Source organism: Sphingomonas citri (genome assembly GCF_019429485.1).
GTDB classification, from domain to species: Bacteria; Pseudomonadota; Alphaproteobacteria; order Sphingomonadales; family Sphingomonadaceae; genus Sphingomonas; species Sphingomonas citri.
On the sequence record NZ_JAHXZN010000002.1, the window covers coordinates 152,290 to 178,120 of the forward strand.

The 25,831-nt window shown below is 69.6% G+C and carries 20 protein-coding genes; 6 read left to right on the forward strand and 14 right to left on the reverse strand.

All coding sequences use genetic code 11. The features are described from left to right. Positions 1–33: 33 nt before the first annotated feature. Positions 34–2,568 carry a glycoside hydrolase family 9 protein gene (locus tag KZ820_RS08870; RefSeq protein ID WP_258047985.1) on the forward strand — a complete coding sequence of 845 codons (2,535 nt, stop codon included), beginning with the start codon at positions 34–36 and terminating at the stop codon, positions 2,566–2,568. 6 nt (positions 2,569–2,574) lie between these two features. Here the strand turns inward: KZ820_RS08870 and KZ820_RS08875 are convergent, their stop codons facing one another. The 5 genes from KZ820_RS08875 to KZ820_RS08895 form a co-directional block, all read right to left on the reverse strand. Then, positions 2,575–4,077, reverse strand: coding sequence for a hypothetical protein (locus KZ820_RS08875; protein ID WP_219748290.1), 1,503 nt, complete (start codon positions 4,075–4,077; stop codon positions 2,575–2,577). A gap of 83 nt (positions 4,078–4,160) precedes the next feature. Beyond that, on the reverse strand, positions 4,161–4,589 hold the full coding sequence (locus tag KZ820_RS08880; RefSeq protein ID WP_219748291.1) for a response regulator: 429 nt from the start codon (positions 4,587–4,589) through the stop codon (positions 4,161–4,163). Next, the gene (locus KZ820_RS08885) at positions 4,579–5,685 is read right to left on the reverse strand and encodes a GAF domain-containing protein (protein WP_219748292.1); all 1,107 of its coding nucleotides are present in this window, start codon (positions 5,683–5,685) and stop codon (positions 4,579–4,581) included. Before KZ820_RS08885 ends, KZ820_RS08880 begins: the two co-directional genes overlap by 11 nt. Before the next feature lie 79 nt (positions 5,686–5,764). After that, positions 5,765–8,776: a glycosyl hydrolase family 28-related protein gene (locus tag KZ820_RS08890; RefSeq protein WP_219748293.1), complete on the reverse strand. Its 3,012-nt coding sequence runs from the start codon at positions 8,774–8,776 to the stop codon at positions 5,765–5,767. A 59-nt stretch (positions 8,777–8,835) separates the two neighbouring features. Further along, positions 8,836–9,084, reverse strand: coding sequence for a helix-turn-helix domain-containing protein (locus KZ820_RS08895; RefSeq protein WP_219748294.1), 249 nt, complete (start codon positions 9,082–9,084; stop codon positions 8,836–8,838). 197 nt (positions 9,085–9,281) lie between these two features. Here KZ820_RS08895 and KZ820_RS08900 point away from each other — a divergent pair, with 197 nt between their 5' ends. After that, a complete protein-coding gene (locus tag KZ820_RS08900; RefSeq protein WP_219748295.1) occupies positions 9,282–9,959 on the forward strand; it encodes a FadR/GntR family transcriptional regulator in 678 nt (225 codons plus the stop codon). A 49-nt stretch (positions 9,960–10,008) separates the two neighbouring features. On the opposite strand, the gene KZ820_RS08905 is transcribed toward KZ820_RS08900, so the two are convergent. Next, a complete protein-coding gene (locus KZ820_RS08905; RefSeq protein ID WP_219748552.1) occupies positions 10,009–10,494 on the reverse strand; it encodes a gluconokinase in 486 nt (161 codons plus the stop codon). A 269-nt stretch (positions 10,495–10,763) separates the two neighbouring features. On the opposite strand from KZ820_RS08905, the gene KZ820_RS08910 reads away from it, so the two are divergent. Beyond that, positions 10,764–13,805, forward strand: coding sequence for a TonB-dependent receptor plug domain-containing protein (locus KZ820_RS08910; protein ID WP_219748296.1), 3,042 nt, complete (start codon positions 10,764–10,766; stop codon positions 13,803–13,805). Positions 13,806–13,948: 143 nt separating this feature from the next. On the opposite strand, the gene KZ820_RS08915 is transcribed toward KZ820_RS08910, so the two are convergent. Together KZ820_RS08915 and KZ820_RS08920 are read right to left on the reverse strand one after the other, a co-directional pair. After that, complete coding sequence (locus KZ820_RS08915; protein WP_219748297.1) at positions 13,949–15,511, reverse strand: cryptochrome/photolyase family protein; 1,563 nt, start codon at positions 15,509–15,511, stop codon at positions 13,949–13,951. 231 nt (positions 15,512–15,742) lie between these two features. Continuing rightward, positions 15,743–17,803: a M13 family metallopeptidase gene (locus KZ820_RS08920; RefSeq protein WP_219748298.1), complete on the reverse strand. Its 2,061-nt coding sequence runs from the start codon at positions 17,801–17,803 to the stop codon at positions 15,743–15,745. A 147-nt stretch (positions 17,804–17,950) separates the two neighbouring features. Here KZ820_RS08920 and KZ820_RS08925 point away from each other — a divergent pair, with 147 nt between their 5' ends. The 3 genes from KZ820_RS08925 to msrB are packed head-to-tail and all read left to right on the forward strand — an operon-like array spanning position 17,951 to position 20,015. Further along, positions 17,951–19,033: an SPL family radical SAM protein gene (locus KZ820_RS08925; RefSeq protein WP_219748299.1), complete on the forward strand. Its 1,083-nt coding sequence runs from the start codon at positions 17,951–17,953 to the stop codon at positions 19,031–19,033. Then, entirely contained in the window at positions 19,030–19,569 is a 540-nt protein-coding gene (locus tag KZ820_RS08930) for a metallophosphoesterase family protein (protein ID WP_219748300.1), read from the forward strand. The genes KZ820_RS08925 and KZ820_RS08930 overlap by 4 nt, the downstream gene beginning before the upstream one ends. Continuing rightward, a complete protein-coding gene (msrB, locus tag KZ820_RS08935) occupies positions 19,566–20,015 on the forward strand; it encodes a peptide-methionine (R)-S-oxide reductase MsrB (RefSeq protein WP_219748301.1) in 450 nt (149 codons plus the stop codon). Before KZ820_RS08930 ends, msrB begins: the two co-directional genes overlap by 4 nt. A 19-nt stretch (positions 20,016–20,034) precedes the next feature. On the opposite strand, the gene KZ820_RS08940 is transcribed toward msrB, so the two are convergent. The 6 genes from KZ820_RS08940 to KZ820_RS08965 all read right to left on the reverse strand — a co-directional run bounded on the left by KZ820_RS08940 (position 20,035) and on the right by KZ820_RS08965 (position 25,672). Beyond that, positions 20,035–20,919, reverse strand: a complete 885-nt coding sequence (locus KZ820_RS08940; protein WP_219748302.1) for a bestrophin family protein — start codon at positions 20,917–20,919, stop codon at positions 20,035–20,037. A gap of 162 nt (positions 20,920–21,081) precedes the next feature. After that, positions 21,082–22,128, reverse strand: a complete 1,047-nt coding sequence (folP, locus tag KZ820_RS08945) for a dihydropteroate synthase (RefSeq protein ID WP_219748303.1) — start codon at positions 22,126–22,128, stop codon at positions 21,082–21,084. A 234-nt stretch (positions 22,129–22,362) separates the two neighbouring features. Continuing rightward, positions 22,363–23,493, reverse strand: a complete 1,131-nt coding sequence (locus KZ820_RS08950; protein ID WP_219748304.1) for a site-specific DNA-methyltransferase — start codon at positions 23,491–23,493, stop codon at positions 22,363–22,365. A gap of 180 nt (positions 23,494–23,673) precedes the next feature. Then, on the reverse strand, positions 23,674–24,282 hold the full coding sequence (gene rnhB, locus KZ820_RS08955) for a ribonuclease HII (protein ID WP_219748305.1): 609 nt from the start codon (positions 24,280–24,282) through the stop codon (positions 23,674–23,676). Then, a complete protein-coding gene (thiD, locus tag KZ820_RS08960; protein ID WP_219748306.1) occupies positions 24,282–25,451 on the reverse strand; it encodes a bifunctional hydroxymethylpyrimidine kinase/phosphomethylpyrimidine kinase in 1,170 nt (389 codons plus the stop codon). The genes rnhB and thiD overlap by 1 nt, the downstream gene beginning before the upstream one ends. Next, a complete protein-coding gene (locus KZ820_RS08965) occupies positions 25,448–25,672 on the reverse strand; it encodes a DUF1272 domain-containing protein (protein ID WP_219748553.1) in 225 nt (74 codons plus the stop codon). Before KZ820_RS08965 ends, thiD begins: the two co-directional genes overlap by 4 nt. Between the last annotated feature and the right edge of the window lie 159 nt (positions 25,673–25,831).

Here is a 25,831-nt window from a genome sequence, read left to right on the forward strand (position 1 = left end):
CGGAGACGAACGACCGGCGCGAGGAGGACGAGGATGAGCAAGGCGCGGATCGGCATCGGTGTATGGGCCATGGCGATGCTGCTGGCGAGCGCGGCGCCGGGGCAGCCACGTCGCGCGGCGCCCGCCGCGAGCGAGCTGACGCTCAACACCAGCGGCTACTACGAGGCGCCCGGCGCCAACGTGCTGGTCTTCTCCAACTGGTATGATGGGCTGTTCGCCGACTCGAAGATCAGCGGCGTCGAGATCATCCAGCAGGACGAGCGGATCGCCACCAACGGCGATGTCCGCCTCGCCGCCACGCCGGGCCAGTGGGATCCGACCGCACGCTTCATCGGGCGCGAGGTCGACCAGCGCAACGGCGCGATCACGGTGACGCTGGAATATCCCGACCAGCACTGGCGCTATCGTATCCGTTCGGAGAAAGCAGGCGGCGCGGTGAAGGTCTCGGTGCTGCTCGACCAGCCGGTACCAGCCGCGCTGGCCGGCCGCGCCGGCTTCAACCTGGAGTTCCTTCCGGCCGCCTATTTCCACCACGGCTATCTCGCCGACGACCGCACCGGCACCTTCCCGCTCTACCCCGCCGACGCGATGACGCGCACGCCCGAGCGCAACGCCGCGAGCGGCCGCGCCGAGGGGCCGGGAGCCGAACCGCAGCCGATCGCCGCGGCGCGCCGCTTCGTGCTCGCGCCCGAGGACGCCGGACGGCGTGTGACGATCGAATCCAGCGAGCCGGTGCAGCTCTATGACGGGCGCAATCAGGCGCAGAACGGCTGGTTCGTGCTGCGCTCGCTGCTGCCGACCGGGAAGACCGGGACGGTGCTGGAATGGACGGTGCGCCCGACCAGCGTGCCGGGCTGGCGTAGGGCGCCGGTGATCGCGCACTCGCAGCTGGGCTACACGCCGGGCGGGAGCAAGGTGGCGACGATCGAGCTCGACCGCGCCGACACGCGCGCGCTCACGCCGCGGCTGCTGCGTGTCGGCAGCGACGGCACGATGACGCCGGTGACGATACCCGCCACCAAGCGTTGGGGCGACTATCTGCGCTATTCCTACCTGCGGCTCGACTTCAGCGCAGTCCGCCAGCCCGGCCTGTACGTGCTCGAATATGGCACCACCCGCACCGCGCCGTTCCGCATCGCCGACGATGTCTATGCCGGCGCGTGGCACCCGACGCTCGATATCTACTTCCCGGTGGCGATGGACCATATGTACGTCAACGAGGGCTATCGCGTGTGGCACGGCGAGGCGCATCGCGACGACGCGCGCCAGGCGCCGGTCAACCACGAGCATATCGACCTCTACGCGCAGGGCCCCACCACCGACAGCAAGTACAAGCCCGGGGAGCACATCCCCGGGCTCAACGTGGGCGGCTGGTTCGACGCGGGCGATTTCGACATCCGCACCCAGTCGCAATACCAGGTGATCCGCTCGATGGTGGACAGCTGGGAGCGCTGGCGCCCGACGCGCGACACCACTGCGGTGGACGAGGCGCGCCGCCGCACCGAGATGCACGTGCCCGACGGCACGCCCGACCTGCTCCAGCAGATCGCACACGGCACGCGGCAGCTGGTCGCGCAGTTCGACGCGGTCGGCCACGCGATCCACGGCATCGTCGAGCCCGACGTGGCGCAATATACGCATCTCGGCGACGCCTCGACCAAGACCGACGGGCTGATCTACGACCCATCGCTGAAGCCCGGCGAGGAGAAGAACGGCCGCAGCGGCATGCCCGACGATCGCTGGGCCTTCACCACCAAGGCGTCCGCGCTCAACTACGGCTCGATCGCCGGGCTGGCCGCGGCATCTCGCGCGCTACAGGGCTCGGATCCGGCGCTGGCCAAGCGTGCGCTCGCGCTCGCCACTGCGACCTGGGCCGAGGAGCAGTCGCATCCGCCCGACCTCTACCAGCACGGCAACACCACGGGCGGCCCGCTCGAGATGGAGCGCTTCTCCGCCGCGGTCGAGCTGCTGCGCGCCACGCGCGACCCGCGCTACGTCACCGCGGTCGAAACGCTGTACCCCGAGGTGGAGAGATGGTTCGCGCCGAGCCTGCGCGACGCGGTCGCGGCCATCCCCTTCATGCCCGCTTCCTACCGGGCGCGGCTGATACCCGCGGTGCGCGCCTATGCGAACGAGGCGGACAAGGCCGCGACCGCCAACCCGTTCGGCGTGCCGATCACCACGGGTGGCTGGGCCGGCAGCGGCACGGTGATGGGCTATGCGCTCAACGCCTACGCGCTGCACAAGGCTTTCCCCGAGATCGTGCCCGCGGACGCGGTCTTCCGCGGCGCCGAGTTCCTGCTCGGTCACCATCCCGGCTCGGACCGCTCGTTCGTCTCGGGGGTGGGGACGCTGTCGAAGGAAGTCGCCTATGGCAACAACCGCGCCGACTTCTCCTTCATCGCCGGCGGCGTCGTCCCCGGCGTGCTCGTGATCAAGCCCGATTTCCCCGAGAACCACGAGGACTGGCCGTTCTTCTGGGGCGAGAACGAATATGTCATCCCCGAGGGCGCGATGTGGATCGAGCTGGCGCAGTCGGTCGACGAGCTCGCGCGCGAGCGGCAGTGAGGCGCCCTACACCGCCGTCCCGCTCGCCGCCGGCGCAGGCGCGGGCACGCGCCGGCGCGATCCCGCGAGCACGGCAGTGGCGAGCAGCGGCAGCAGCCAGATGACACGGCTCTGATAGCGGTCGTGCGGCTTGGAGAAGGCGCCGCACACCGCGGCGTTGAGCAGGATGCCCGCCAGCACGATCGCGACATAGCCGCGCGCGGCCGCCGGCATCGTGTCGCGGCGCGCCAGGCCAAGCGCGAGCAGCGTGGCGAGCGCGAGCAGCGTCACCGGCACGGCGAGCAGGTCGTAATAGCCGCTCGGGAAGTCGCTCTCGGCGGCGCGAGTCGAGTCAAACGCGGCGCGCACCGCCGGAGGCAGCTTATCACGGTTGATCCCGCCCAGCCGCGCGTCGGCGATGTCATCCACCTGCCAGCGCAGCAGCTGCCCGCCGATGTTGCGCAGCGAGGTGCCGATCACCGCGAGCGGCTGGTCGGCCAGCACCGCGAGCACGAAACCGCGCTCCTCGGCGGCGACGCGACGCCGGTCCTCGGGCGGCATGCCCATGAAGCTGCCGCGGCCGCTCGCCCAGAGAAAGGAGTCGCTGTCCTCCGGAATGGAGTCGCGATACTGGCAGAGCGTCAGCGTCGATCCCTCGGCGCAGGCGCGATCGAGATAGTCGCGTCCCGGCCCGTCGGCGATCAGTCGCGCTGCCACGAAGGGCGGTCGCACCGGGGGATAGCCGGTCATCTTGCGCACCGCCGCGCCGAACGCCGCCTCGCCCCCCGCGCCGACCAGTAGCGCCAGCGCGATCGGAGCGAGGCGCAGAGCGGTGCGCCTCCCCAGCCGCCACAGTAGCAGCAGCCCGAGCAGCAGGCCGATCACGAGCAGGTTGCCGCTGTGGAACAGCGCCGCGGCAGCGAGCAGCAGCCACCAGAAGACGCGCTCGCCGCGCACCATCGCGCGCCAGAGGAGCGCGATCTGAGCGGTCGCCAGGATGGCGAGCGGCGCGAAGATGTCGGGCATCAGCAGCGCCACCTGGAGCCCGACGCTGGTCACGAGCGCTACGGCGAGCACCGGCCACAACCGCTCGGGCGCCTCCAGCCGGCCGGCGACTCGGCGCGCGGCGAGTAGCACCGCGGTGGCGGTCACCAGCGCCTGGACGATCGCCACCCACCAGAAGCTGCCGAGCCAGTCGGCGGCGTAGAGCAGCGCGCCGTAATAGACCGAGCGGCCGGACAGCACGACCGGATAATTGCCGGCCGGGGTCGTCGCGGACACCGCCAACTCGCCGCTGCCGGAAGCGGGCGCCTTCGTGGGCGCAGGCACCCCGCTGGCCGCGAGCGCACGCTTGGCATCGTCCGACCAGGCCGAGCTGTGCCCCGTCGCCGCGACCACGGCGGCATCGACCCCGCGGATATAGGTGGTCGTATCGGGAAACTGCAGCACGCCACGGTTCAGCGCCGCCGGCAGCAGCAGCAGCAGCGCGAGCAGCGCGATGAGGCCGGCGAGAACGCCCCGACCTTGCATATGTCCCCCTGGTTGCCCGCCAACCGCTTAGCTCTTCGGGGGTAGCAGGGTCCAGCGGCGATCGGCGCCTGGAACGGGACGGTTTACTCGCGCGCGAAGACGTGCATGCTCTTGGGTACCTCGACGTCGCGCTCGCCCGCGGCGATCCGATAGGCCGCCTCGACCGCGCGGCTCAGCGCGGCGGTGGCGAAGGGCTTGCCGACGCAGCCGATGATCAGGGGATGATCCGCCGCGGTCGGGCAGTTGCCGCTGACGTAGAGGCAGGGCACCCCACGCGCCGAGAGCTCGCGCGCCACGGTGAGGCCGCTGTCATTCTCCGCCAGCCGCACGTCGCACAGAGCGAGATCGATCGTCTCGCGCGCGGCGATCGCCAGCGCCTCGCTCGCGCTCTCCGCCACGCCGACGACGAGGTGGCCCGCCATGGTCAGCGCGTCCTCGACGAGCATCGCGATGATCGCCTCGTCCTCGACCACGAGCAGGCGGAGCGAGCGGGTGTCGGTGTCAGCCTGCATGAGCGAGTGGGAACCTCAGGTGGATGGCGCCGGCCTCCTCGTAGAGGCTGGCGTTGAGCTGGCGCAGCAGCGAGCTGGCGAGCCGGTCGAGCGGCGGCGCGGCCGCCGGCTCCGCCGCGACGGTGATCCGCGCCTCCAGCGTGGCAGCACGACGCGCGACCGCGACGCGGGCGCCGGCACCGTCGCGGCGATCGAGCAGCGCGTGGACCAGGAGCGAGAAGGCGACCGCCTGCTCGATCGGGATCATCACCCGCTCTGCCGCCTCGACGCGCCCGTCACCGCCGGTGGTGAGCTCGACCGCGCCATGCAGGATCTCGACCGCGTCGACCGCGAGCGAGGCGCCGTCGGCCTGGTAGAGCGGGCGGTGCGCCAGCGCGATCAGCTCGAGCCGCTCGGCCACCGCGGTCAGCGCGGGAGGCGCCGGATCGACGCCGCGCAGCTCGTTGTGCACCACCCCGACCACCATCTGGAGATTGTTGCGGACGCGGTGGTTGAGCTCGGCGAGCAGGCCATCGCGCTCGGCGATGTTGCGGCACAGCTCCTCCTCGTGGCGCAGCCGCAGCTTGGCGAGCGCGACGTAATGACACAGCGTGTGGAGCAACTGCAGCTCCTCGGCGGTGAAACACGGGCTGTCGCGACGCCCGAAGCCGAGCGTGCCGAGCAAGCGCTCGCCGTCGAGCAGCGGGGTGCAGGCGTAGCAGTCGAGCCCGATCGAGCGGACGAACGCCAGCTGCGGCGAGTCGGAGCGCTGCACCGCCTCGGCGTGGAGGCGGCGGCGCTCCAGCGCGGCGCAGCCGCACACCGCCTCACCGAGGCGCAGCTCGGCGCCGTCCTGCGCCTGCTGCGCGGTCAGTCCGGCATAGGCCTCGAGCCGCAGCAGGCCGTCGTCGTGGCGGTAGTTGAAGAAGACGTCGAGCCGCAGCTCGGCGCGGATCAGCGCGAACAGCTCGTCGACCATTCGCGCTGGATCGGTCGCGGCGAGCAGCCGGTCGGCCGCCTCCGCGGCGAGCGCGAGATAGCGGCGCGACAGATCGGGCGGCGCCGCGGCGCCGTCTACCGGATATGTGGGTGGGCGCTCGCGCTCGACCTCCGACATCCCGGCTGGTTAGTCCCCGCGTGTATAAATTTACAGGGCAAATCCACTCGCTTAGGTGAATCGCACGCGAGTTACTGACCTACATCGGCGAGGCGTAGAGCGCGTGATGGGTCAGGATGTACAAAGTGCGGCGATCGGCGCCCCCGATCAGCAGTTGGAGCGGCCGCTCGGGCACGTCGATGCGCCTGGTCTCGCTGCCGTCGGGCGCGTAGACGAAGACCTGGCCGTTGGCGACGTAGAGGTTGCCGGCGTCATCGCGCGCCACGCTCTCGCCGCCGCGCTCGGCCACCACCTTTAGGTCGGTCACCTGTCCACCTGAGCCGACGAGGCCGTTGTAGGTGCGGTTCTCCGAGGAATTGGTCAGCGTCACCCGACTACCCGGCGCCGCCCCGACCAGCCCGTAGGAGTCGAGCGTGTCGGACCAGCGCCAGCCGATATGATCGTCCGGCCCCTGGTTCCAGACGCGGAAGGCAGGGAGCACCAGCGAGCCGTCGGGCGAGACATATTCCTGCGGCTTGGCCTCGCCCATCTTGCTGGTGAAGAAATAGGAGATGGGCGGGAACTCGTAGCTCTTCGGGTCGATCCGGTCGGCGAACTCACCGTTCGCCCAGACGTTGACCGGCAGCAGCGTGGCGGCGCCGGGATGCGCGCGCGCCGCGGTCGGGGCGATGACACGCACGTCCTCGGGCTTGGCGGGATCGATGCTGTAGACCGTGCCGTCGCGCCCGGACGAGGACTGGACGAGCAGGTCGCCCGACCGCGCCACCGCCAGGTTGACGGGGTCGAGCGGTGCCTGCGCCACGATCGACAGCCCCTCCTCGCGCGACCAGCCGTGAATGCGGTGGAAGAAGCGATCGATGAAGTAGAGCTTGCCGGCCTTGTCCACCGCGCCGCCCGCGATCGAGTAGAAGCCGTCGGCCAGCTTCTCGACCCCGGGTGACACCGGCACCGCGGAGGCGGTCGCCGCGCTCGTCGCGACGGCGGGCACGTCGAGCCGCGCGAACTCGCGCTCGCGCACCTCCTGCTGGCGCGTCATGTCCTTGATCGCGTTCTCGAACGGATATTTGCTCGCGCGCAGATAGGTGCCGCAGCCCTTGGCGTCGCAGCTGGCGAAACCGCTCTCCGCGTTGACGTGGACGTTGCGGAAGCGGATGTCGCCCGACTGATACAGCTTCACCGCCGCGTCCATCGGCTTGATCGTCCGCGTCACGCGATAGCCGTGGTAATTGGCGAACAGGATGTTGCGCGAATGGTGGATCTCGGTCGAGACCGCGTTAACGCCGTCGCGCACCTCCTGCTCGGTCTGCGGCGCGAGGAATTCCCAGTTCTCGACATGATCGAGCACGATCTCCGCGCGATAATGATGCTCGGCGGAGAGCTCGTAGACGTGCCCCGCGGTCTTGGTGTCTGAGACGTAGAAGCCCGCCGACGCCAGCGTGTTGGGCGACCAGATCGCGGCGAAGGTGCCGCCGCCGCCATCGGTGACCCAGATGCTGGGATGCTGGCCGTCCTGGCGCGCCTGCGGATCGTTGGGCTTGATCACGCTGCCCTTGGTCAGCACCGTCCCGCCGCCGCCCTGGATCTTGACGTCGTTGACCATCGACGCCGCGCCCGCTCGCCACAGCAGCGCGGTGGCACGCGGGTTGACGCTGCCGGTCCAAAGCCCGACCCCGTGGACGATCGCCTTGCCGCCGCGCGCGCTCTCCAGCAGCGCGCGCGCGCCGCCGACACCGGCGTAGTTGGGTGCGTTGTCGGGCAGATAGAGATGGGTGAGGCTGGGGTGCAGCGCGATCAGCACGCTGTCGGGGCGCAGCCTGAGCGTGTCTGTGACGCGATAGCGCCCCATCGGCAGGTACAGCACGCGATGCGTGTCGATCGCGCGCTGCAGCGCAGCGGTGTCATCGGTGGTGTCGTCGCCCTTGACGCCGAGCGTGCGGACGTTGACCCACTGGCTGACCGGGGGCAACGCGGCGATCGCCGGTGCCGATCCGCGCGGCGCGCGGGAGAGTGGGGCGATATCGATCGTGGTCGCGGTCTTGCCGATCTCGCCGAGGCCGGCGAGCGCGAGGCCGTGCGAGAAGTCGGCGACCTGGTAGCGCTTCCCCTTGCCCGCGATCGTCCGCCCGCTGTCGCGGAAGCGCGCGAACACCGGCGTGTCGCTCGCCACCGCATGGTCGAAGCCGATCTGGGTGAAGACGCTGCTCTCCTCCGAGATCACCACCGCTGCCTGGCTAACGCGCTCGAAGCGCACGTCCTTGCCCCACAGGGAATCGGACCAGCCGCGATCGATGTCGATGCCGATCGGCGTGTCGCGGATGGCGACATTGACCAGCGTGAGATCGACCTCATGCTCGCGGATCGCGGCGTCGCGCTGGCCTTCGAATTCGGAGTCGATCAGCGTGAACTGCCACGCCGGCGAAGTCTTCTCGCTCAGGATGCCGTAACGCCCGCCGTAGAAGCGCAGGTCCTCGAACTCGTTGCCCGCCTGATAGACGCCCGCCAGCGCCGAGCCGAGATGAAAGTCGGCGTGGCGGACATAGCCGTGCTGCGCGACGCGGAAGCGCACTGCCACCGCACCCTCGTTGCCCGCGCCGACACGGAAGTCGATATTGGCGATCGCCGAGTAGAAGGTGCTCGACGTCGCGTCATAGACGGTGGGATCGAACGGCACCGTGGTGGGCGGCGGCACCGCGACCTTGCCGACGCGATACTGGTCCTCGCCGGTGAAGGCGAGCATCGCCGCCACGCCGCTGCCGAACCCGGGAGTCGAATCGCCTAGCATGATCTCGGGCCGGGTCTTGCCGACACCGAAGATCCGCACCGCGGGTCGCACCAGGATCGTGCGCGTGATGCGGTAGCGGCCCGAGGGCAGGAAGACGATGCCGCCGCTCCCGCTCGCCGCGGCCTGGTCGATCGCCTGCTGGATCGCGGCGCTGTCGTCGGCGCGCCCGTCGCCGACGCCGCGAACGGTGATCGCGCGCGGGTCGTCAGGCTGGGTGAGATAGACCGAGGTCGAGCGCGCCGTTGCGGGCACCGCCGTTCCCGCCGCCAGCGCCATCGCCGCGGCGCCCAGCCACCTTTTCGCCCGCATCACGCGCCTCCCGTTTTCTCGTTGTTTTACTGGTATTTACTGGGCAATCGCCCGGCGCGCTAGCCGGCGTGAGCGGCCAGCGCCTCGGCCACCACCGCCACCTGCGTGCGATTGCGAACGTTGAGCTTGCGCATCAGCGCGGTCATGTGCGCCTTCACCGTCGCCTCGGCGATGCCTAGGTCGAAGGCGATCTCCTTGTTCAGTCGCCCCGAGCGCACGCCGCGCAGCACCTTCACCTGCGTCGGGGTGAGATGCGCCAGCGTGGCAACGCCGCTGGTCGGTACATCAGGGATAGCGCCCGTCGTCATCCTGCTCCTCCTTCGCGGTCGTCGCCGCGCCCTTATCGGCTCATCCATCCGCAATCGGTTGGACAGCTTTGTTCGATATGAGCTCTTTTTTTCCTGTCAGGCAAGGCAATTTGCTCCAGTAGCGGCAAACCTGTCTGACAGGCATCGTCCTCGCCACGATGGCTGCGCTAGGTTATGCCAGTTGCGAGGAGAGGAGCGTGAGCGAGGGACGGCTGACCGATCGCGCCTATGCCGCGATCGTGCGAATCATCAACGACGAGGCGCTGGCGGTCGGCGACCGGCTGCCGTCCGAGGCGCGTCTGGCCGAGAGCTTCGGCATGTCGCGCGCGATCGTGCGCGAGGCGCTCGCGCGGCTGGCATCGGACGGGATCACCGAGGCGCGACGCGGCGCCGGCTCCTATGTCAAGCGTCGCCCCTCGGCGCGGCTGGACACGCACATGCCGATGGACACCTTGGCCTCGGCGATGGGCACCTATGAGGTGCGGTTCGTGCTCGAGGCCGAGGCGGCGCGACTGGCGGCGCAGCGCCGCTCGCCCGCGCAGATGGAGGCGATCGAACGCGCTTTGGCCGCGCTGCGCGCGGCGCTGCTCTCCAACGCGCCGGCACACGACGAGGACTGGCGGCTGCACCGCGCGATCGTGGAGGCCACCGCCAACGCGTCCTTCCCGCTGGTGTTCGACCAGCTGCTCGACGGCGTGATGCGCGTGCTGCGCGCGGGCGTCGACATCTCGCGCTCACGCCCCCCCGCCGTGATCGGCGCGATGATGGAGGAGCATGACGCGATCGTCGACGCGATCCGCGCGCAGGACGCCGACGGCGCCGCGCTGGCGATGCGCTGGCATCTGTCGCAGGGAAGACGACGGCTGATGCCGTGAGCTTCTGAATTCTTCCCGGCACGGGGAAGATCGGCCTCGCTTCCGCGCCTCACCCCAGCCCTAGCCAGGCGCGCACCGCCGCCACCAGCTCCTCGGGCGGGCGCGTCGAGTCCAGCGTCAAGGCCCGCTCGTCCGCGGTGGGCGGCTCGAGCGTGGCGAGCTGGCTGTCGAGCAGCGCGACCGGCATGTAATGGCCCGACCGGGTCGCCATCCGCTGCGCGATCGTGTCATGGTCGAGCGCGAGCAGCACGAAGGCGGGACGCAGCCCCGAGGCGGCGCCGAGCCGCTCGCGATAGGCGCGCCGCAGCGCCGAACAGGCGGCGACCGCACGACCTCGCTCACGCGCAGCGTCGCCGAGGGCTGCGCCGAGCCGATCCAGCCAGGGCCAGCGATCCTCGTCGGTGAGCGGGTGACCGTCCCGCATCTTCGCGACATTGGCTGACGAATGGTAGGTGTCGCCTTCCAGCATCGGGCAGGCGAGCGCGTGCGCGAGCGCGGTGGCGAGCGTGGTCTTGCCGGTGCCGCTCACACCCATCACCACGATCGCGAGCGACGCCGCGCCCTCGCCCCTGACCGCCTGTCCGATCGCGTGCAATGCTCACCCCGTTGATCCGTTCGGCCCGGTCGACCGCCCCTGTCGTGCTATCCCGCGTCCGCGGCGACTTGGCCAGCGCGACCTTGGTCGGCGTCCGCCCCCGCCGCGACTTTGGTCGTAGATGATGCTGCGGCACCGATCGATTATAGCGCCGCGCAGCGAACAGCGGCACCGCAGCGACGGCGCGGGCCCTTCTCAGGGGATGGATGATGATCACGGTCAAGCGCTCACACTTCGCCAGCCGTTTTGGTAACGCTACCAGTATCGCGGCGCTGGCGATTGTCCTCGTTGCCGCACCCGCCGCGGCGCAGGTCCAGCCGCCAGCGGGCGACGTGCCCGCCACCGCGACCGGCCCGGGTTCTACCACCCCCGACACGTCGATCACGCCGGCCGACCAGGCCAGCGAGCAGGCGCCGGTGGCCGGCTCCGACATCATCGTCACCGGCTCGCGCATCACCGCGAGCGGCTTCAACGCGCCGACGCCCACCACCGTGGTCGGCGAGGAGCAGATCGCGCGCAACGCGCAGCCCAACATCTTCAACACTATCGCGCAATTGCCCTCGCTTCAGGGTTCGACCGGCGCGGCGACGGGCACGTTCAGCACCTCGAGCGGCACGCAGGGGCTCAGCTCCTTCTCGCTGCGCGGTCTGGGCACGATCCGCACGCTCACCCTGCTCGACGGGCAACGCGTCGTCGGCGCCAACGTCACCGGCGTGCCCGACATCAGCCAGTTCCCGCAGCTGCTCATCAAGCGGGTCGACATCGTCACGGGCGGCGCCTCCGCCTCCTACGGCTCGGACGCGGTCGGCGGCGTCATCAACTTCGTCACCGACACGCGCTTCGAGGGGTTCAAGGCCAACGCGCAGACCGGCGTCACCACCTATGGCGACGGCGGTCAGGTGCTGCTCCAGGCCGCGGCGGGGCATGCCTTCGCCGACGACCGGCTCCACCTCGTCGTCAGCACCGAATATGCCAAGGACCAGGGCGTCGGCCCGGGCGACTTCGGCGAGGATCTCGCCGGCAGCCGCGACTGGTATCGCGCCACCACGCTGGTCGACACCGGCATCCGCAACAACGGCAACCCACAATTCCTCTACCGCGACCACGGCCAAGCCTATCAATACACCAAATACGGGCTGATCTCGGCCGGCCCGCTGCAGGGCACCGCGTTCGATGCCAACGGCAATCCGGTGCCGTTCAATTACGGCTCGAACGGCGTGCCATCCAAGACCGCGGGCGGCAGCGTGATCGGCTGTTATGTCGGCTTCTGCGTCGGCGGCGACCAGTCGGGCCATGTCGGGTCGGGCACCTCGCTCCAGTCGGGTCTGGAGCGGATCAACGCTTATACCCGCGTCGGCTTCGACGTGACGCCCGACATGGAATTCTACGTCACCGCCAATATCGCGCAGGTGAAGAGCAACAACCAGCCCAATCCGGGCGCCGCGCGCACCGGTCTGACGATCCAGTGCGCCAACCCCTATCTGCCCGCCTCGATCGCGGCCGGATGCGCCGCAAACAACATCACCAGTTTCTCTTATGGCCTGAGCAACGCGATCCTGCCCAACATCAAGGTCAACACCGATCGCCGCCAGTATCGCTTCGTCGGCGGGCTGAAAGGCAAGGCGGACCTGTTCGGAGACGACTGGACGTACGACCTCTATTACGAGCACGGCATCAACATCACCGACATCAACGTCGACAACATCAGCATAAACCGCCGCTACGATCAGGCGATCAACGCCGTCCGCCTGAACGGCGAGATCGTCTGCGCCAATCCGGTAGCGCGCGCGCAGGGCTGTCGCCCGATCAACATCTTCGGCAACTTCCAGCCGTCACCCGAAGCACTGGCCTATATCGTCCCCGAGAACGGCCCGTTCCAGCATACCCGGCAGACGCAGGATGCCGCGGGCGCGAGCATCTCGGGCACGCCGGTCGATCTCTGGGCGGGGCCGCTCGCGATCGCGATGGGCGTCGAGTACCGCAAGGAAGCCTATCGTGTGCGCGCCGACCCCTATGGCGCGGGCGTGACCGACCTCAGCCCGAACTCGGCGCTCTACCCCGCCGACCCGATCCTCAACGCCACCGACGGCAGCAACTGGTACGCGGGCAATTACAAGAACGGTCGCGGCAAGTATGACGTGGTCGAGAGCTTCGTCGAGCTCAACCTGCCGCTGCTCGACTCGGCCGCGCTAGGGAAAGCGAACGTCAACGTCGCGGGCCGGTCGACGCGCTACTCCACCTCGGGCGTGATCTACGCGTGGAAGATCGGCGGCACCTGGGAGACGCCGATCGACGGCTTCCGCCTGCGCGCGGTGACGTCGCGCGACGTGCGCGCGCCCAACCTCTCGGAGCTGTTCGCCGCGCCGGTCACCACCACGGTGCCGAACTTCACCGACCCGCGCCCGACCGCGGCCAATCCGAATGGCCAGCAGGTGCTGATCATCCAGAACACGATCGGCAATGCTGCACTTCGCCCGGAGACGGCGCGCAGCACGGAGCTGGGCGCGGTGCTGTCGCAGCCGAGCTGGGCACCGGGGCTGAGCCTGTCGTTCGACTATTACAAGATCAAGGTGAAGGACGTCGTCTCCAGCCTGTCGGCGCAGCAGATCGTCAACCTCTGCGTGGTGTCGAACATTCCCGATACGTGCGGCGCCTTCAACCTCGACGGCGACTCCAAGTTCGTCAACGTCCAGTCGTTCAACCTCGCCTCGATCGACACCGACGGGTTCGACATCGAGGCCAGCTACCAGTGGCGCAACCCGCTCTCGCTCGGCGGCAGCTTCACCATGCGCGCCTTGGCGACGCACGTGATCAAGTTCGTCACCGATCCCGGCCTGCCGGGCACGGTGCCGGTCGATACCGCCGGCGCCAACTCGGGCGCGACGCCCGACTGGAAGCTGCTCGCGATCCAGACCTACGAGAACGACAAGTTCAATCTCACCTTGCAGCAGCGCTGGTTCAGCAACGGCGTGATCGGCAACCAATATGTCGTCTGCGACCCCGGCACCTGCCCGGTATCGACGACAGCCAACCCGACGATCGACTATAATCGCATGAAGGGCGCCTTCTACTTCGACATCGGCGGCGGCGTGAACGTCACCAAGGAGGTGAGCATGTACTTCAAGGTCGACAATCTGTTCGACCACGATCCTGAGCCCTCGCCGCAGACCAATACCGGACTAGACGTCAACCCGGCGCTGTACGACACCCTGGGGCGCATCTACCGCGTCGGGGTTCGCGCGCGGTTCTGAGGTCGTAGGGGGCTCCTACCCGCTCCACTGTTCCCCGGCGAAGGCCGGGGTCCAGTCGGGCGGACCATCATGAGTGACACTGCCGTAATCAACTGGACCCCGGCCTTCGCCGGGGACCGGTGCTTCGGCGAACGCGCTTGTTCCTACGCTGTCTGCTCCCGCGCCCAGCCCGCCGCGGCCGGCTCCAGCGTCGCCAGGAACGCCCGCGCGCTGTCGCGATACTCGGCCCGCCGCGCTTCGTCGAACCGCCGCCACGTCGCATAGACGTTGCGCATCCGCGGGTTGCGCGCGAAGCGCTGCTCGTGGCGCGCGACGAAGTCCCAGTAGAGCGCGTTGAACGGGCACGCCCCCTCGCCCGTCTTCTGCTTCACGTCGTAGCGGCACCGTCCGCAATAATCGGACATGCGGTCGATATAGGCGCCGCTCGCGACATAGGGCTTGGACGCGATCACCCCGCCGTCGGCGAACTGGCTCATCCCGACCACGTTGGGCAGCTCGACCCATTCGTAGGCGTCGAAATAGACCACCAGGAACCAGTCCGAGATCGCCGCCGGCGCCACCCCCGCGAGCAGCGCGAAATTACCGAGCACCATCAGCCGCTGGATGTGGTGAGCATAGGCCTCGCGCCGGGTCTGGTCGACCGCCTCGGCGAGGCAGCGCATGTCGGTCTCGCCGGTCCAGTAGAAGTCGGGCAGCGGGCGCGTCGCGTCCAGCGCGTTGCGCTCGGCGAAGGCGGGCATGTCCCACCAGTACATCCCGCGCATATATTCGCGCCAGCCGATGATCTGGCGGACGAAGCCCTCGACCGAGTTGATCGGCGCGCGCCCGCGCGCATAGGCGCGCACCGCCGCCTCGCACACCTCCACGGGCCCGAGCAGCCCGAGGTTGAGGCACAGCGACAGGCTGGAGTGGAACAGATAGTCCTGCCCCGCGACCATCGCGTCCTGGTAACGGCCGAAATCGGGCAGTGCCTCGTCGACGAACTGGTCGAGCGCCTGCAAGGCCTGTGCGCGGGTGACCGGCAGCGCGAACGGCTCCAGCGCGCCGAAATGATCGCCGAACCGCTCGGCCACCAGCGCGAGCACCTCGCGCGTCGTCTCATCGGGCGCGAAGCGCAGCGGTGCGGGATAGTTGCGCCCGGCGGTCGGGCCGGCGCGATTGTCGTGGTCGAAGTTCCACTGGCCGCCCTCGGGTTTGCCGTCGGCGGTCATCAGCAGCCCGGAGCGGCGGCGCATCTCGCGGTAGAAGAACTCCATCCGCCTCTCGCGCGAGCGCTGCGCCCAGGCGAAGAAGTCGGGCAGCGGGCAGACGAAGCGGTCGTCCTCGAGGATCTCGACCGGCAGTGCGGTGCGCGCGGCCCAGCCGTCCTGCGCCTGGCGGACGCGATACTCGCCGCCCGCGACGGTGCGGATTGCGCTTGCGCGGTGGCGCCGGGCGGCGCGGGCGACCTCGCCAGTGAAGCTCTGCGTGTTGCCGCGCGCGTCGAGCGCGACATAGTCGACCGTCCAGCCGTCGTCGCGAAGCGCTGCCGCGAAATGACGCATCGCCGAGAAGATCAGCGCGATCTTCTTCTGGTGATGGCGCACATAGGTGGCCTCGTCCCACACCTCCATCATCAGCACGACCGCACGCGTGCGATCGACGTCGCGCAGGCTGGCGAGCGTGGGCGTGAGCTGGTCGCCCAGCAGCGGGATCAGCAGCGTCATGCCAGCGCCAACGCGCGGAGAGCAGGAAGGCAACGTGGGTTAGGTGCGAGAATAGGGGCGCATCTTCGCCATCGTTATCTCGACCCCTCCTCAACGTCATCCCCGCGGAAGCGGGGATCCAGACACGCTGACGCTTACGATAGAGCCGCCACGCCAGCGTCTATGGATCCCCGCCTGCGCGGGGATGACGGAGGAGAATGGGTCTAAACCGCGGCGCCTAGGCCGCCACCCTCACCAGATCTTCACCCGATCCTTGGGCGCGAGATACAGCTTGTCGCCGGGCTTGACCCCGAAGGCGTCGTACCAGGCGTCGACGTTACGGACGATGCCGTTGACGCGGTAGAAGGCGGGCGAGTGCGGGTCGGTCAGCAGCCGCGCGCGCAGCGCGCCCTCGCGGATCTTGCTCCGCCACGCCTGAGCGTAGGCGAGGAAGAAGCGCTGGTCGCCGGTCAGCCCATCGATCACCGGGGCCTTGCCGTGCTCGGCCTGGTAGCGCTGGTACGCCGAATAGGCCGCTTCGATCCCACCGAGGTCGCCGATGTTCTCGCCCAGCGTCAGCGCGCCCTTCACCTTCACGCCCGGGATCGGCTCATATTGGTCGTACTGGCCGACCAGCACGCCGGTGCGCTTGGTGAAGGCCTCGCGGGTCGCGGGCGTCCACCAATTCTCGAATTTGCCCGAGGCGGAGAACTGGCTGCCCTGGTCGTCGAAGCCGTGACCCATCTCGTGCCCGATCACTGCGCCGATCGCACCATAGTTCACCGCCACGTCGGCCTTGGGATCGAAGAAGGGCGGCTGCAGGATCGCGGCGGGGAAGGTAATCTGGTTCGCCAGCGGGTCGTAATAAGCGTTCACGGTCTGCGGCGTCATGCCCCACAGGCTGCGATCGACCGGCTTGGGGAAGCGGCTGAGGTCGAGCTGATGGTCGAACTCGGCCGCGCGCATGTTGTTGCCCAGCGGATCGCCGCGCACGACCTTGAGTGAAGAATAGTCGATGTACGTCGCGGGGTGTCCGGTGCGCGGCTCGAACGCCGCCAGCTTGGCCAGTGCGGCCTGCTTGGTCGCGGCGTCCATCCAGCTGTTGCCCTCGATCCGCTCACGATAGGCGCCGCGCAGGTTCTTGATCAGCTCGGCCATCTTGGCCTCGCTCTCGGGCGGGTAGAAGCGCGCGACATAGATCTTGCCGACCGCCTCGCCCATCGCGCCGTTGACCAGCGCCACGCCGCGCTTCCACCGCGCGCGCTGCTCGGGCTGGTCGCTCAGCGTTCTGCCGTAGAAGGCGAAGCTGGCGTCGTCGAACGCCTTGGGCAGCACCGCGGCCTGGCTCGAGGCGAGGCGGAACTTCATCCAGTCCTGCCAGGTGCTCACCGGCGTCGCCGCGAAGATCTTGCCCAGCGCGGTCAGCGCGGTGTCGTCGCTGACGATCAGCACCGGCTGGTTGCCGTAGCCCGCCGTCGTTTCCATCGCCGCGAAATCGAACTCGGGCGCGAGCGCGCCGCGCTGCGCGACCGTCATCGGCTTGAGTATCTTGGCGAGGTCGCGCTGCTCGACGGGCGACCATTGCACCTTCGCCATCGCGGTCTCCAGCGCGACGATCCGGTCGGCGCGCGCGGCCGCGTCGCCGATCCCGGCGAGCGTCAGCACCTGCTCGACGTAGCGGCGGTAGGCGGCGCGATAGGCGTCGTATTTGGCGCCGGGCAGCAGGTAATAGTCGCGCCCGCCCATGCCGAGCGAGCCCTGCCCCCAATTGGCGACGTAGCGCGTCGGGTCGGACGGGTCGGGCAGCTGGCCGATCTCGACCGGAGAGGCATAGCCGACGGTGGCGAACAGGCGCTGGAGCTGGGCACGGTCATGCGCGGCGTCGATCTTGGCGAAATAGGGCTTGAGCGGCGCGGTGCCGGCGCGCTCGATCGCGGCCTGGTCCATGAAGCTGGCGTAGAGCGCGCCGATCTGCGGCGCCGCCGGACCGATCGCAGTGGGATCGCTGGTCGCTTCCTCGAGGATGCGGCGGACCTGGAGCTCGGCCTCGTCGCTCAGCACTACCGCGGGGCCGGCTGACTGGCGGTCGGCCGCGATCGGCGTGGTCTTGTCCCAGTGGCCGTTGGCGTAGGTCCAGAAATCGTCGCCCGGCTTCACCGCCTTGTCGCGCGCGGTCAGGTCGACGCCGAACGCACCATAGCGCGGGCCGTTCGCCGCGGCGGTGGTGGTCGGTGCGGGCGCCGTCTGCGCCGCCGTCGGGGTCGCGGCGAGCGAGGTAACGAGAGAGAGTCCCAGCAGGATCTTCGAAGTCATCGGGGCAGGCGTCCTCATCGAGTCACTGTGTGACTCGATTAAGGCACCACGATGCGGCGCGCAATCGCGCGCGGCCAGCCAGGGTCATCCGCCGCAACATCTTCAATTTGCGGCTGAACCCTGGCCGCTGCGGCTCGTTCGCCTGGGGTGGCGCTCGCGACCGACCTTCCCCGCCCCGTCGTCTGGCGTCCGCGCCGGCTGCTGATCACGCGCGCCGCGCGCGGCTTCGCCCACGGCCGAGCGATCGCCGCGCGCGCGGGTGCCGCGGGCGTCGACGTGATCGAGTTGCCCGGTGACCGGCTCGCGCTCGACCTGCCGGACGACCCGCGCCGCGCCTATGCCGCGGCGAAGGCGACGCTGGCGGTGACCGTCGCGCCGCCCTCCAAGCGGCGGCTCCAGCCGATCGCGCCCAGCGCCGACTGGCGCGTCGACCTCGCCGAGGGCTGTCCGGCGCATTGCAGCTATTGCTATCTCGCCGGCTCGCTGCAGGGGCCGCCGATCACGCGGGTCTACGCCAATCTCGAGGAGATACTGGCGGTGCTGCCCGATCATCTCGGGCGCGGCACGGTCACCTCGCGCCAGCGCGCCCGCGCCGGCGAGGGCACCACCTTCGAGGCGTCCTGCTACACCGACCCGCTCGCGCTGGAGCCCCTGACCGGCTCGCTCTCCGCCGCGATCGCCTGGTTCGGCCGCTGGCAGGCCGAGGCGCAGCTGCGTTTCACCACCAAATTCGCCGATGTCGCGCCGCTGCTCGCGCTCGACCACGGCGGCCGCACGCGGATGCGCGCCTCGATCAACCCGCCCGCCTTCGCACGCTTCGAGGGCGGCACCGCGCCCGTCGCGGCGCGGCTGAGGGCGCTGCGGCAGATGGCGGACGCGGGCTATCCCGTCGGGCTCACCATAGCGCCGATCATCGCCGCGCCGGGCTGGGAGAGTGCCTATGGCACGCTGATCGACGATGCCGCCGCCGCGCTGGCGGGCGCGCCAGGGCTCGACCTCACCGTGGAGCTGATCACGCACCGCTACACCGCCACGTCGCGCGCGGTGCTGGAGAGCTGGTATCCGGGCTCGTCGCTCGACATGAGCGGTCAGGATCGTGCCACCAAGCGGACCAAGTTCGGTGGCGAGAAGCAGGTCTATGACGCCGCGACGATGCGCGCCCTGCGCGCCTTCTTCGAGGCGAAGCTGGCGACGGCGCTGCCCATGGCACGGCTGCTCTACTGGACATGACGGTCTGGTTCACCGCCGATACGCATTTCGGCGACCACCGCACGATCAACATCTGGCGGCGTCCGTTCCGCGACGTGGCGGCGATGGACGCGCTGCTGGTCGAGCGCTGGAACGCCACGGTCGCGCCCGCGGACACGGTCTGGCACCTCGGCGATGTCGCGCGTCGCGCCGACGCGGTGGCGCCGCTGCTGGCCCGGCTGAACGGGACCAAGCACCTGCTGCGCGGCAACAACGATCCTGCCGCGACGCTCGCCGCACCGGGCTGGGCGAGCGTCGGCGACTATGCCGAGCTCGAGCTCGACGGACGCAGGCTGGTACTCGGCCATTATCCCTTCCGCAGCTGGAACGGGCAGCACCGCGGCGCGATCAACCTGCACGGCCACAGCCATGGCCGGCTCGCGCCGATGAAGCGGCAGCATGACGTCGGCGTCGACGTGCACGATTTCGCGCCGGTCATGCTCGATCAGCTGCTCACCCCGCCACCTCGCAACCGGCGCTCGCCCTCCTTATCTAAGCCGGGAACGGAGGTTGCATGACGGACTATCGCAAGACCGACGAGGCGATCGCGCGGCTCACGCCGGAGCAGTATCGCGTCACCCAGCAGAACGGCACCGAGCGGCCAGGCACCGGCGAGCTGCTCTACAACAAGGAGCCGGGCATCTACGTCGACGTGGTCTCGGGCGAGCCGCTGTTCGCCAGCGCGGATAAGTATGAGTCGGGCTGCGGTTGGCCCAGCTTTACGAAGCCGGTGGAGCCCGCCAATGTCGCCGAGCTGGTCGATCGCTCGCATTTCATGACCCGCACCGAGGTGCGCTCGGCGCATGGCGACAGCCACCTTGGCCACGTGTTCGATGACGGTCCGCGCGATCGCGGCGGGTTACGCTACTGCATCAACTCGGCGTCGCTCCGCTTCGTCCATCGCGACGACATGGAGGCGGAAGGTTATGGCGCCTACCTGCCGCAGGTCGAGGACGTTCGCTGACGCTGGCGTGTCGGCGTGCTCACCACAGCACGCCGTTCTCAGGAGTCATCGGCTCGGGCGCTTCCTCGCCGATCGACTGAAGCAGGTCGATCTCGATCGTGCGGCACATCGCGGACAGCGGTAGGTCGTGGACGGTATTGGCGAACGGGTCGACCAAGTCGTCGCCGATCGCCAGCACCGCCAGGAACATCAGCCCCGCCACGGTCGAGCCCAGCGGTGTGGCGAAGCCCAGCGTCTCGACCAGGCCGATCGGCAGCAGGATGCAGAACAGATGGGTGAACACCATCGGGAAAAAGCGATATTGATTTGGTAGCGGCGTGTTCTTGAGCCGCTCCATGCCACCCTGCGCGTTGGCGATATCGATCAGCACGCGCTCGATGGAGGCCTGCTGGATCGTATCGATCCAGCCGTTCGCGCGCGCCAGGTCGATCCGCCGGCCGGTGCCGTCGACGATGCCATTGGCGATGTTGGTGCGCGACAGCGCGAAATCCGCCTCCCCCTTGGAAAGGAAGCGTAGCACCTCGTCGTCGGCCTTCTGCTTGCGCAGCTGACAGCGCAGCGCGTTCACATAAGCGATCTGGCGCAGCACGATCGTGCGCTTCATGTCGCGCCCGTCCGGGTCGGGGAGGAAGTTGCGGGCGGCGCGCGCGAGATTGCGGCTGGCGTTGATCATCAGTCCCCACAGCGAGCGCCCCTCCCACCAGCGCTGGTAGGCCGAGTTGCTGCGAAAACCCAGGAACAGCGCCAGCGCCGAGCCGAACAGCGTCAGCGGCAGCTCGGGCGCCTTGAACGGCAGGACGTAATAGGTGACCGTCACGATCACGTCCCAGATGAACAGCAGGGTCAGCGGCTTCCAGACTTCGCGCACGATCTGAGTGAGGCGGGGAACGGCGGTAACGATCATGCCGCGCTAACGCGCGTTAGGCGGGGCCGTTGCACGTACGAAACCAAATGTTACAGATCCGAGCGAGGCGGAAACCGCTCGCTGCGCGCGAGACCCGGTCGGGCCGCGTCGTGCTCCGGCGCGTGACGCCTCTGGGAGCCTCCATCCACAGGAGCACACGCCTCACCCCACCAAGGCGCGATCGCGCAGTCCGCGCCAGACGCGCAGCGCCTGCACTGTCTCGACCACGTCGTGGACACGCAGCAGCTGCACGCCCGCCTCGGCGCCCTTGAGCGCGAGCGCGACCGAACCGCCGAGCCGCTGTTCCACCGGCGCCTCGTTGCTGAGCGCTCCGATCAGCCGCTTGCGGCTCGCAGCCAGCATCACCGCGCAGCCGAGGCCGTGGAACATCGCCAGGCCGTTCAACAGCGCGAGATTGTCCGCGAGCGACTTGCCGAAGCCGATGCCGGGGTCGACGATCACGCGGGCACGATCGACCCCGGCGGCGACCACCGCCTCCACCCGCGCCTCGAGCCAGTCGAACACCTCACCGACCACGTCGTCGTACGTCACGCGGCCGTGCCCGCCCGCCTTCGGATCGGGCGAGTGCATTAGGATCACGGGCGCGCCGCTGCGCACCACCACGTCGAGCGCGCGCTCGTCCCACAGCAATGCCGACACGTCGTTGACGATACCCGCGCCGGCGGCGAGTGCCGCCTCCATCACCGGCGCCTTGCGCGTGTCGACCGACACCAGCGCGCCGGCGCGGGCGAGCCGCTCCACTACCGGCGCGACGCGGCGCGCCTCGTCCTCCTCCCAGACGAGCGCGGCGCCGGGCCGGGTCGACTCGCCGCCGACGTCGATCAGCGCGGCGCCCGCCCCCGCCATCGCCATGCCCGCCGCGGCCGCGGCGGCCGGGTCGTCCCGGTGCGCGCCACCGTCGGAGAAGCTGTCGGGGGTGACGTTGAGGATCGCGGCGACCTGCGGCTGATCGAGCCGCAGCACGCGCTCCCCCAGCGCCAGCGGCGCGCGCGGCGACGTGAAGCGCGCGTGGAGCAGCGCGGCGCGATCGCCGAGCCCCGCCACGTCGGCGACAGGGACGACCCGGAGCGGCCCCTCGCCGCTGATCTCATAGGCGGCGAACCACTGCAGCCCGCCGGCGAGCCGCACGACGGCGCCGTCAGGATAGGCGAACGGCGCGTCGACGAAGTGGACGGGGCGGAGGCGCATCGGTCGGACCTTCTGCTGGGCGGGTGGCGCCTGCTAGCGCGGTTAACGACGACGCCCAAGCGGCGGCAGTCAAGATGACCCTCCCCTGTAAGGAGAGGTGGCGCGAACAGCGCGACAATGGGGTGTCGCCGCTGGCGAACGTCCCGCACCTCACCACCGGCGTCACCCCTCCGTCAGGCTTCGGCCTACCACCTTCCTTTGCAGGGGAGGATCGCCAACCCTCTATCCAAAAACTTACGGCTGCGTCGCCAGCAGGTACGTCTGGCGCACGCGGTCGATCGGCTCGAGCACGCCGTCCACCTCGCGGTGCCAGAAGGTCCAGCCGTTGCACGCAGGCGCCTGCTGCACGGTCGCGCCCACCTTATGGATCGAGCCGCTCGCGCCACACGCGCTCGCCAGCGAGCCGTCCGCGCGCACCGTCGCGCTGTGCCGCCGCTTGGCGTCGACCAGCACGGTGCCGGGCGTGAGGTAATTGTTCTCGACCAGCACGCCGAACGCCACCTTGGGTGCGCCGCGCGGACTCTGCATCGTCGCCAGCGCCGATTCGTCGAGCGGCAGCGCGGCGGCGATCCGCTCCGCCGCGGCGTCGATATAGGCCAGCTCGCGCTCGATCCCGATCCAGCGACGCCCCAGCCGCTTGGCCACCGCGCCGGTGGTCCCGGTGCCGAAGAAGGGGTCGAGCACGACGTCGCCCGGCTTGGTGCAGGCGAGCAGGATGCGATAGATCAGCGCCTCGGGCTTCTGCGTCGGGTGCACCTTCACCCCGCCCTTCTTGAGCCGCTCCTGCCCGCCGCAGATCGGGAACTCCCAGTCGGAGCGCATCTGCAGCTCGTCGTTCAGGGTCTTCATGCTGCGATAGTTGAAGGTGTATTTGGCCTTCTCACCCTTCGACGCCCAGATCAGCGTCTCGTGCGCGTTGGTGAAGCGCGTGCCGCGAAAATTCGGCATCGGGTTGGCCTTGCGCCACACGATGTCGTTGAGGATCCAGTAGCCCAGGTCCTGCACCGCGGCGCCGACCCGGAAGATGTTGTGGTAGCTGCCGATTACCCAGATCGTGCCGTCGTCCTTGAGGATCCGGTGCGCCTCCGCCAGCCAGGCGCGCGTGAAGGCGTCATAGGCGGCGAAGGTGTCGAACTTGTCCCAGTCGTCGGTCACCGCGTCGACGTGGCTGCCGTCGGGGCGGAACAGCTCGCCGCCGAGCTGGAGGTTATAGGGCGGGTCCGCGAAGACCATGTCGACCGACTTGGCCGGCAGCGCGCGCATCGCCGCGATACAGTCGCCCATCACGATCTGGTCGAGCGGGAGCGGCGATTCTGCCAGCTCCGCCGCGCGCTGCGACCGCGCGACCTTGTCCATCACCCCCATCGATCAGCTCCCCTTTGCCCGCGCAAGAGGCCGCCGAAACGCCGCTCCGTCAAGCCGGCTTTTACCACGCGACTCGCGGACCAAAGCCGAGTCGCTAGCGGAACAACATGAGTCCGTTTCCATATGTTGAGTCACCCGCGGCGGCGTTGACTCGATATGTTGTGGTGTGACGAAAAAGACTCAGAACGGCAGAACCGACTGCGCGACGGGGGCGAAGCTGCGGCGATGTAGCGGCGACGGTCCGTGCTCGCGCAGTGCGCGCAGGTGCGCGGGGCAGCCATACCCCTTGTTCGAGTGCCAGCCGTACTGCGGGTGTGATTCGGCCGCGGCGATCATGATCTGGTCGCGCGTATGCTTGGCGACGATCGAGGCGGCGGCGATCGAGCGGCTCTGCGCGTCGCCGCCGACGATCGCGGTGGCGGCATAGCCCCAACGCGGCAGCCGGTTGCCGTCGACCAGCACGTGCCCGGGCACGTCGCCCAGCGCGCGCGCCAGCTCGTCGACCGCGAGCGTCATCGCCTTCATCGTCGCCCAGTAGATGTTGAGCGTGTCGATCTCGGCGGGTTCGACGATGCCGACGCCAACGATCGCGCAGTCGCGCAGCCGCGCGTAGAGCCGCGCGCGCTCGCCCGCGGGCAGCTTCTTCGAATCGTCGATCCCGCGCGGCACGCCTTTGGCGGGCAGTACCACCGCGGCAGCGACCACCGGTCCGGCGAGCGGTCCGCGTCCGGCCTCGTCGACGCCCGCGACCGGCGGCAGGCAGCGCTTCTCATGGAGCAGCCCCGGCATCAGAGCCGCCACGGCGGGAAGCGGCGGTTCTCGCCCGCCTGGTAGAGGCACACAGCGTTGCCCGAGGGATCGTGCAGCCGAGCCTCGCGCCAGCCCCACGGCCGGTCACGCGCCTCTTCGATCGCGACCCCGGCGGCGCGGGCCTGCGCTACCGCCGCATCGACGTCGGCGACCTCGAGGAAGACCAGAGGCGCGCCGCCGATCTCCTGCGCCGCCTCGATCGACAGCGTCGTACCGCCGGCGCTCTCGAACCGCGCGTAGCGCTCGCCGCTGGCGACGATAGGGATCAGCCCGAGCCCGCGGTAGAAAGCGAGCGTCGCGGCGTGATCGGTCATCGGCAGCGTCACCTGGTTGAGCGTCGGCGCCGCCGCGGCGACGTCGAGCCGGACGCGCGCGTGCCCCATCGGCCCGTGCCCCGCGCCCAGCCCCGGCGCCTCGCGCAGCGCGACCCGGACGAAGATCCGCGCGCGCTCGATCGCCTGCGGCAGCGCGAGGCCGCGCGCGAGCCCCTCGGCGATCGCGCTCGCCAGCGTGCAGCCGGTGCCGTGGCTGTGGCGCGTGTCGATCCGCGGCGCTTCCCAGCACAGGATCTCGCCGGCGGGGCCGATCAGCCGGTCGACCACGATCGCGCCCTCGGCGTGTCCGCCCTTGACCAGCAGCGGCGTGCCGATCGCGGCGGCATAGTCGCGCGCCGCCGTCGCCACCTCGTCCGCCGCGAGCGTGTCGCGCCCGCACAGCGCCGCCAGTTCGGGCAGGTTCGGGATGACCAGCGCGCTGAGCCGCGCCAGCCGTTCGAACGCCGCGATGGTGGCGGCGTCGGCCAGGACCGCGCCGCTGCTCGCCACCATCACCGGGTCGAGCACGATCGCGCCGCCGTAGCGCCCGCCGGACAGCTCGTCGGCGACCGCCGCGGCGATGTCCGCGCCGCCGAGCATCCCGATCTTGACCGAGTCGACGCCGAGGTCCGCGACCACGCTCGCCATCTGCTGCCGCACCATGTCGGGCGAAAGCGCCGCGACCGCCTGGACGCCGAGCGTGTTCTGCGCGGTGATCGCGGTGATCGCGGTCATGGCGTGGCCGCCGAGCATCGTGACGGTCTTGATATCGGCCTGGATCCCCGCGCCGCCGCCCGAGTCCGAGCCGGCGACGATCAGCACGCGCGGCATCATCCGCGGTGGCGCCGCTCAGTCGCGGCGGGAAATTTCTTCAACGTCGCGCCGACGCGCGCGGGGCGGTCGAGCAGCTCGCCGCCGCAGCCCGGGCAGCGCTCGTCGAGCTCGTCGGCGCAGTCGGCGCAATAGGTACATTCGAGCGAGCAGATGAAGGCGCCGCCCGCGTCGGCGGGCAGATCGACGCCGCAGCGCTCGCAATCGGGACGCATCTCCAGCATGCGCGCGCCATAGCGCCGCGCGCGCGCGAGGTCACGCGGGATCAGGGTCGGCAGAGAGGGTATTGCCGCCCCCAGCCATACGACTGGCGTCATCCTGAGCTCGTCTCAGGATCCACCGTGCCGCGAATTCCTCAGCTTATGAGCTTGCGGACAAGTGGA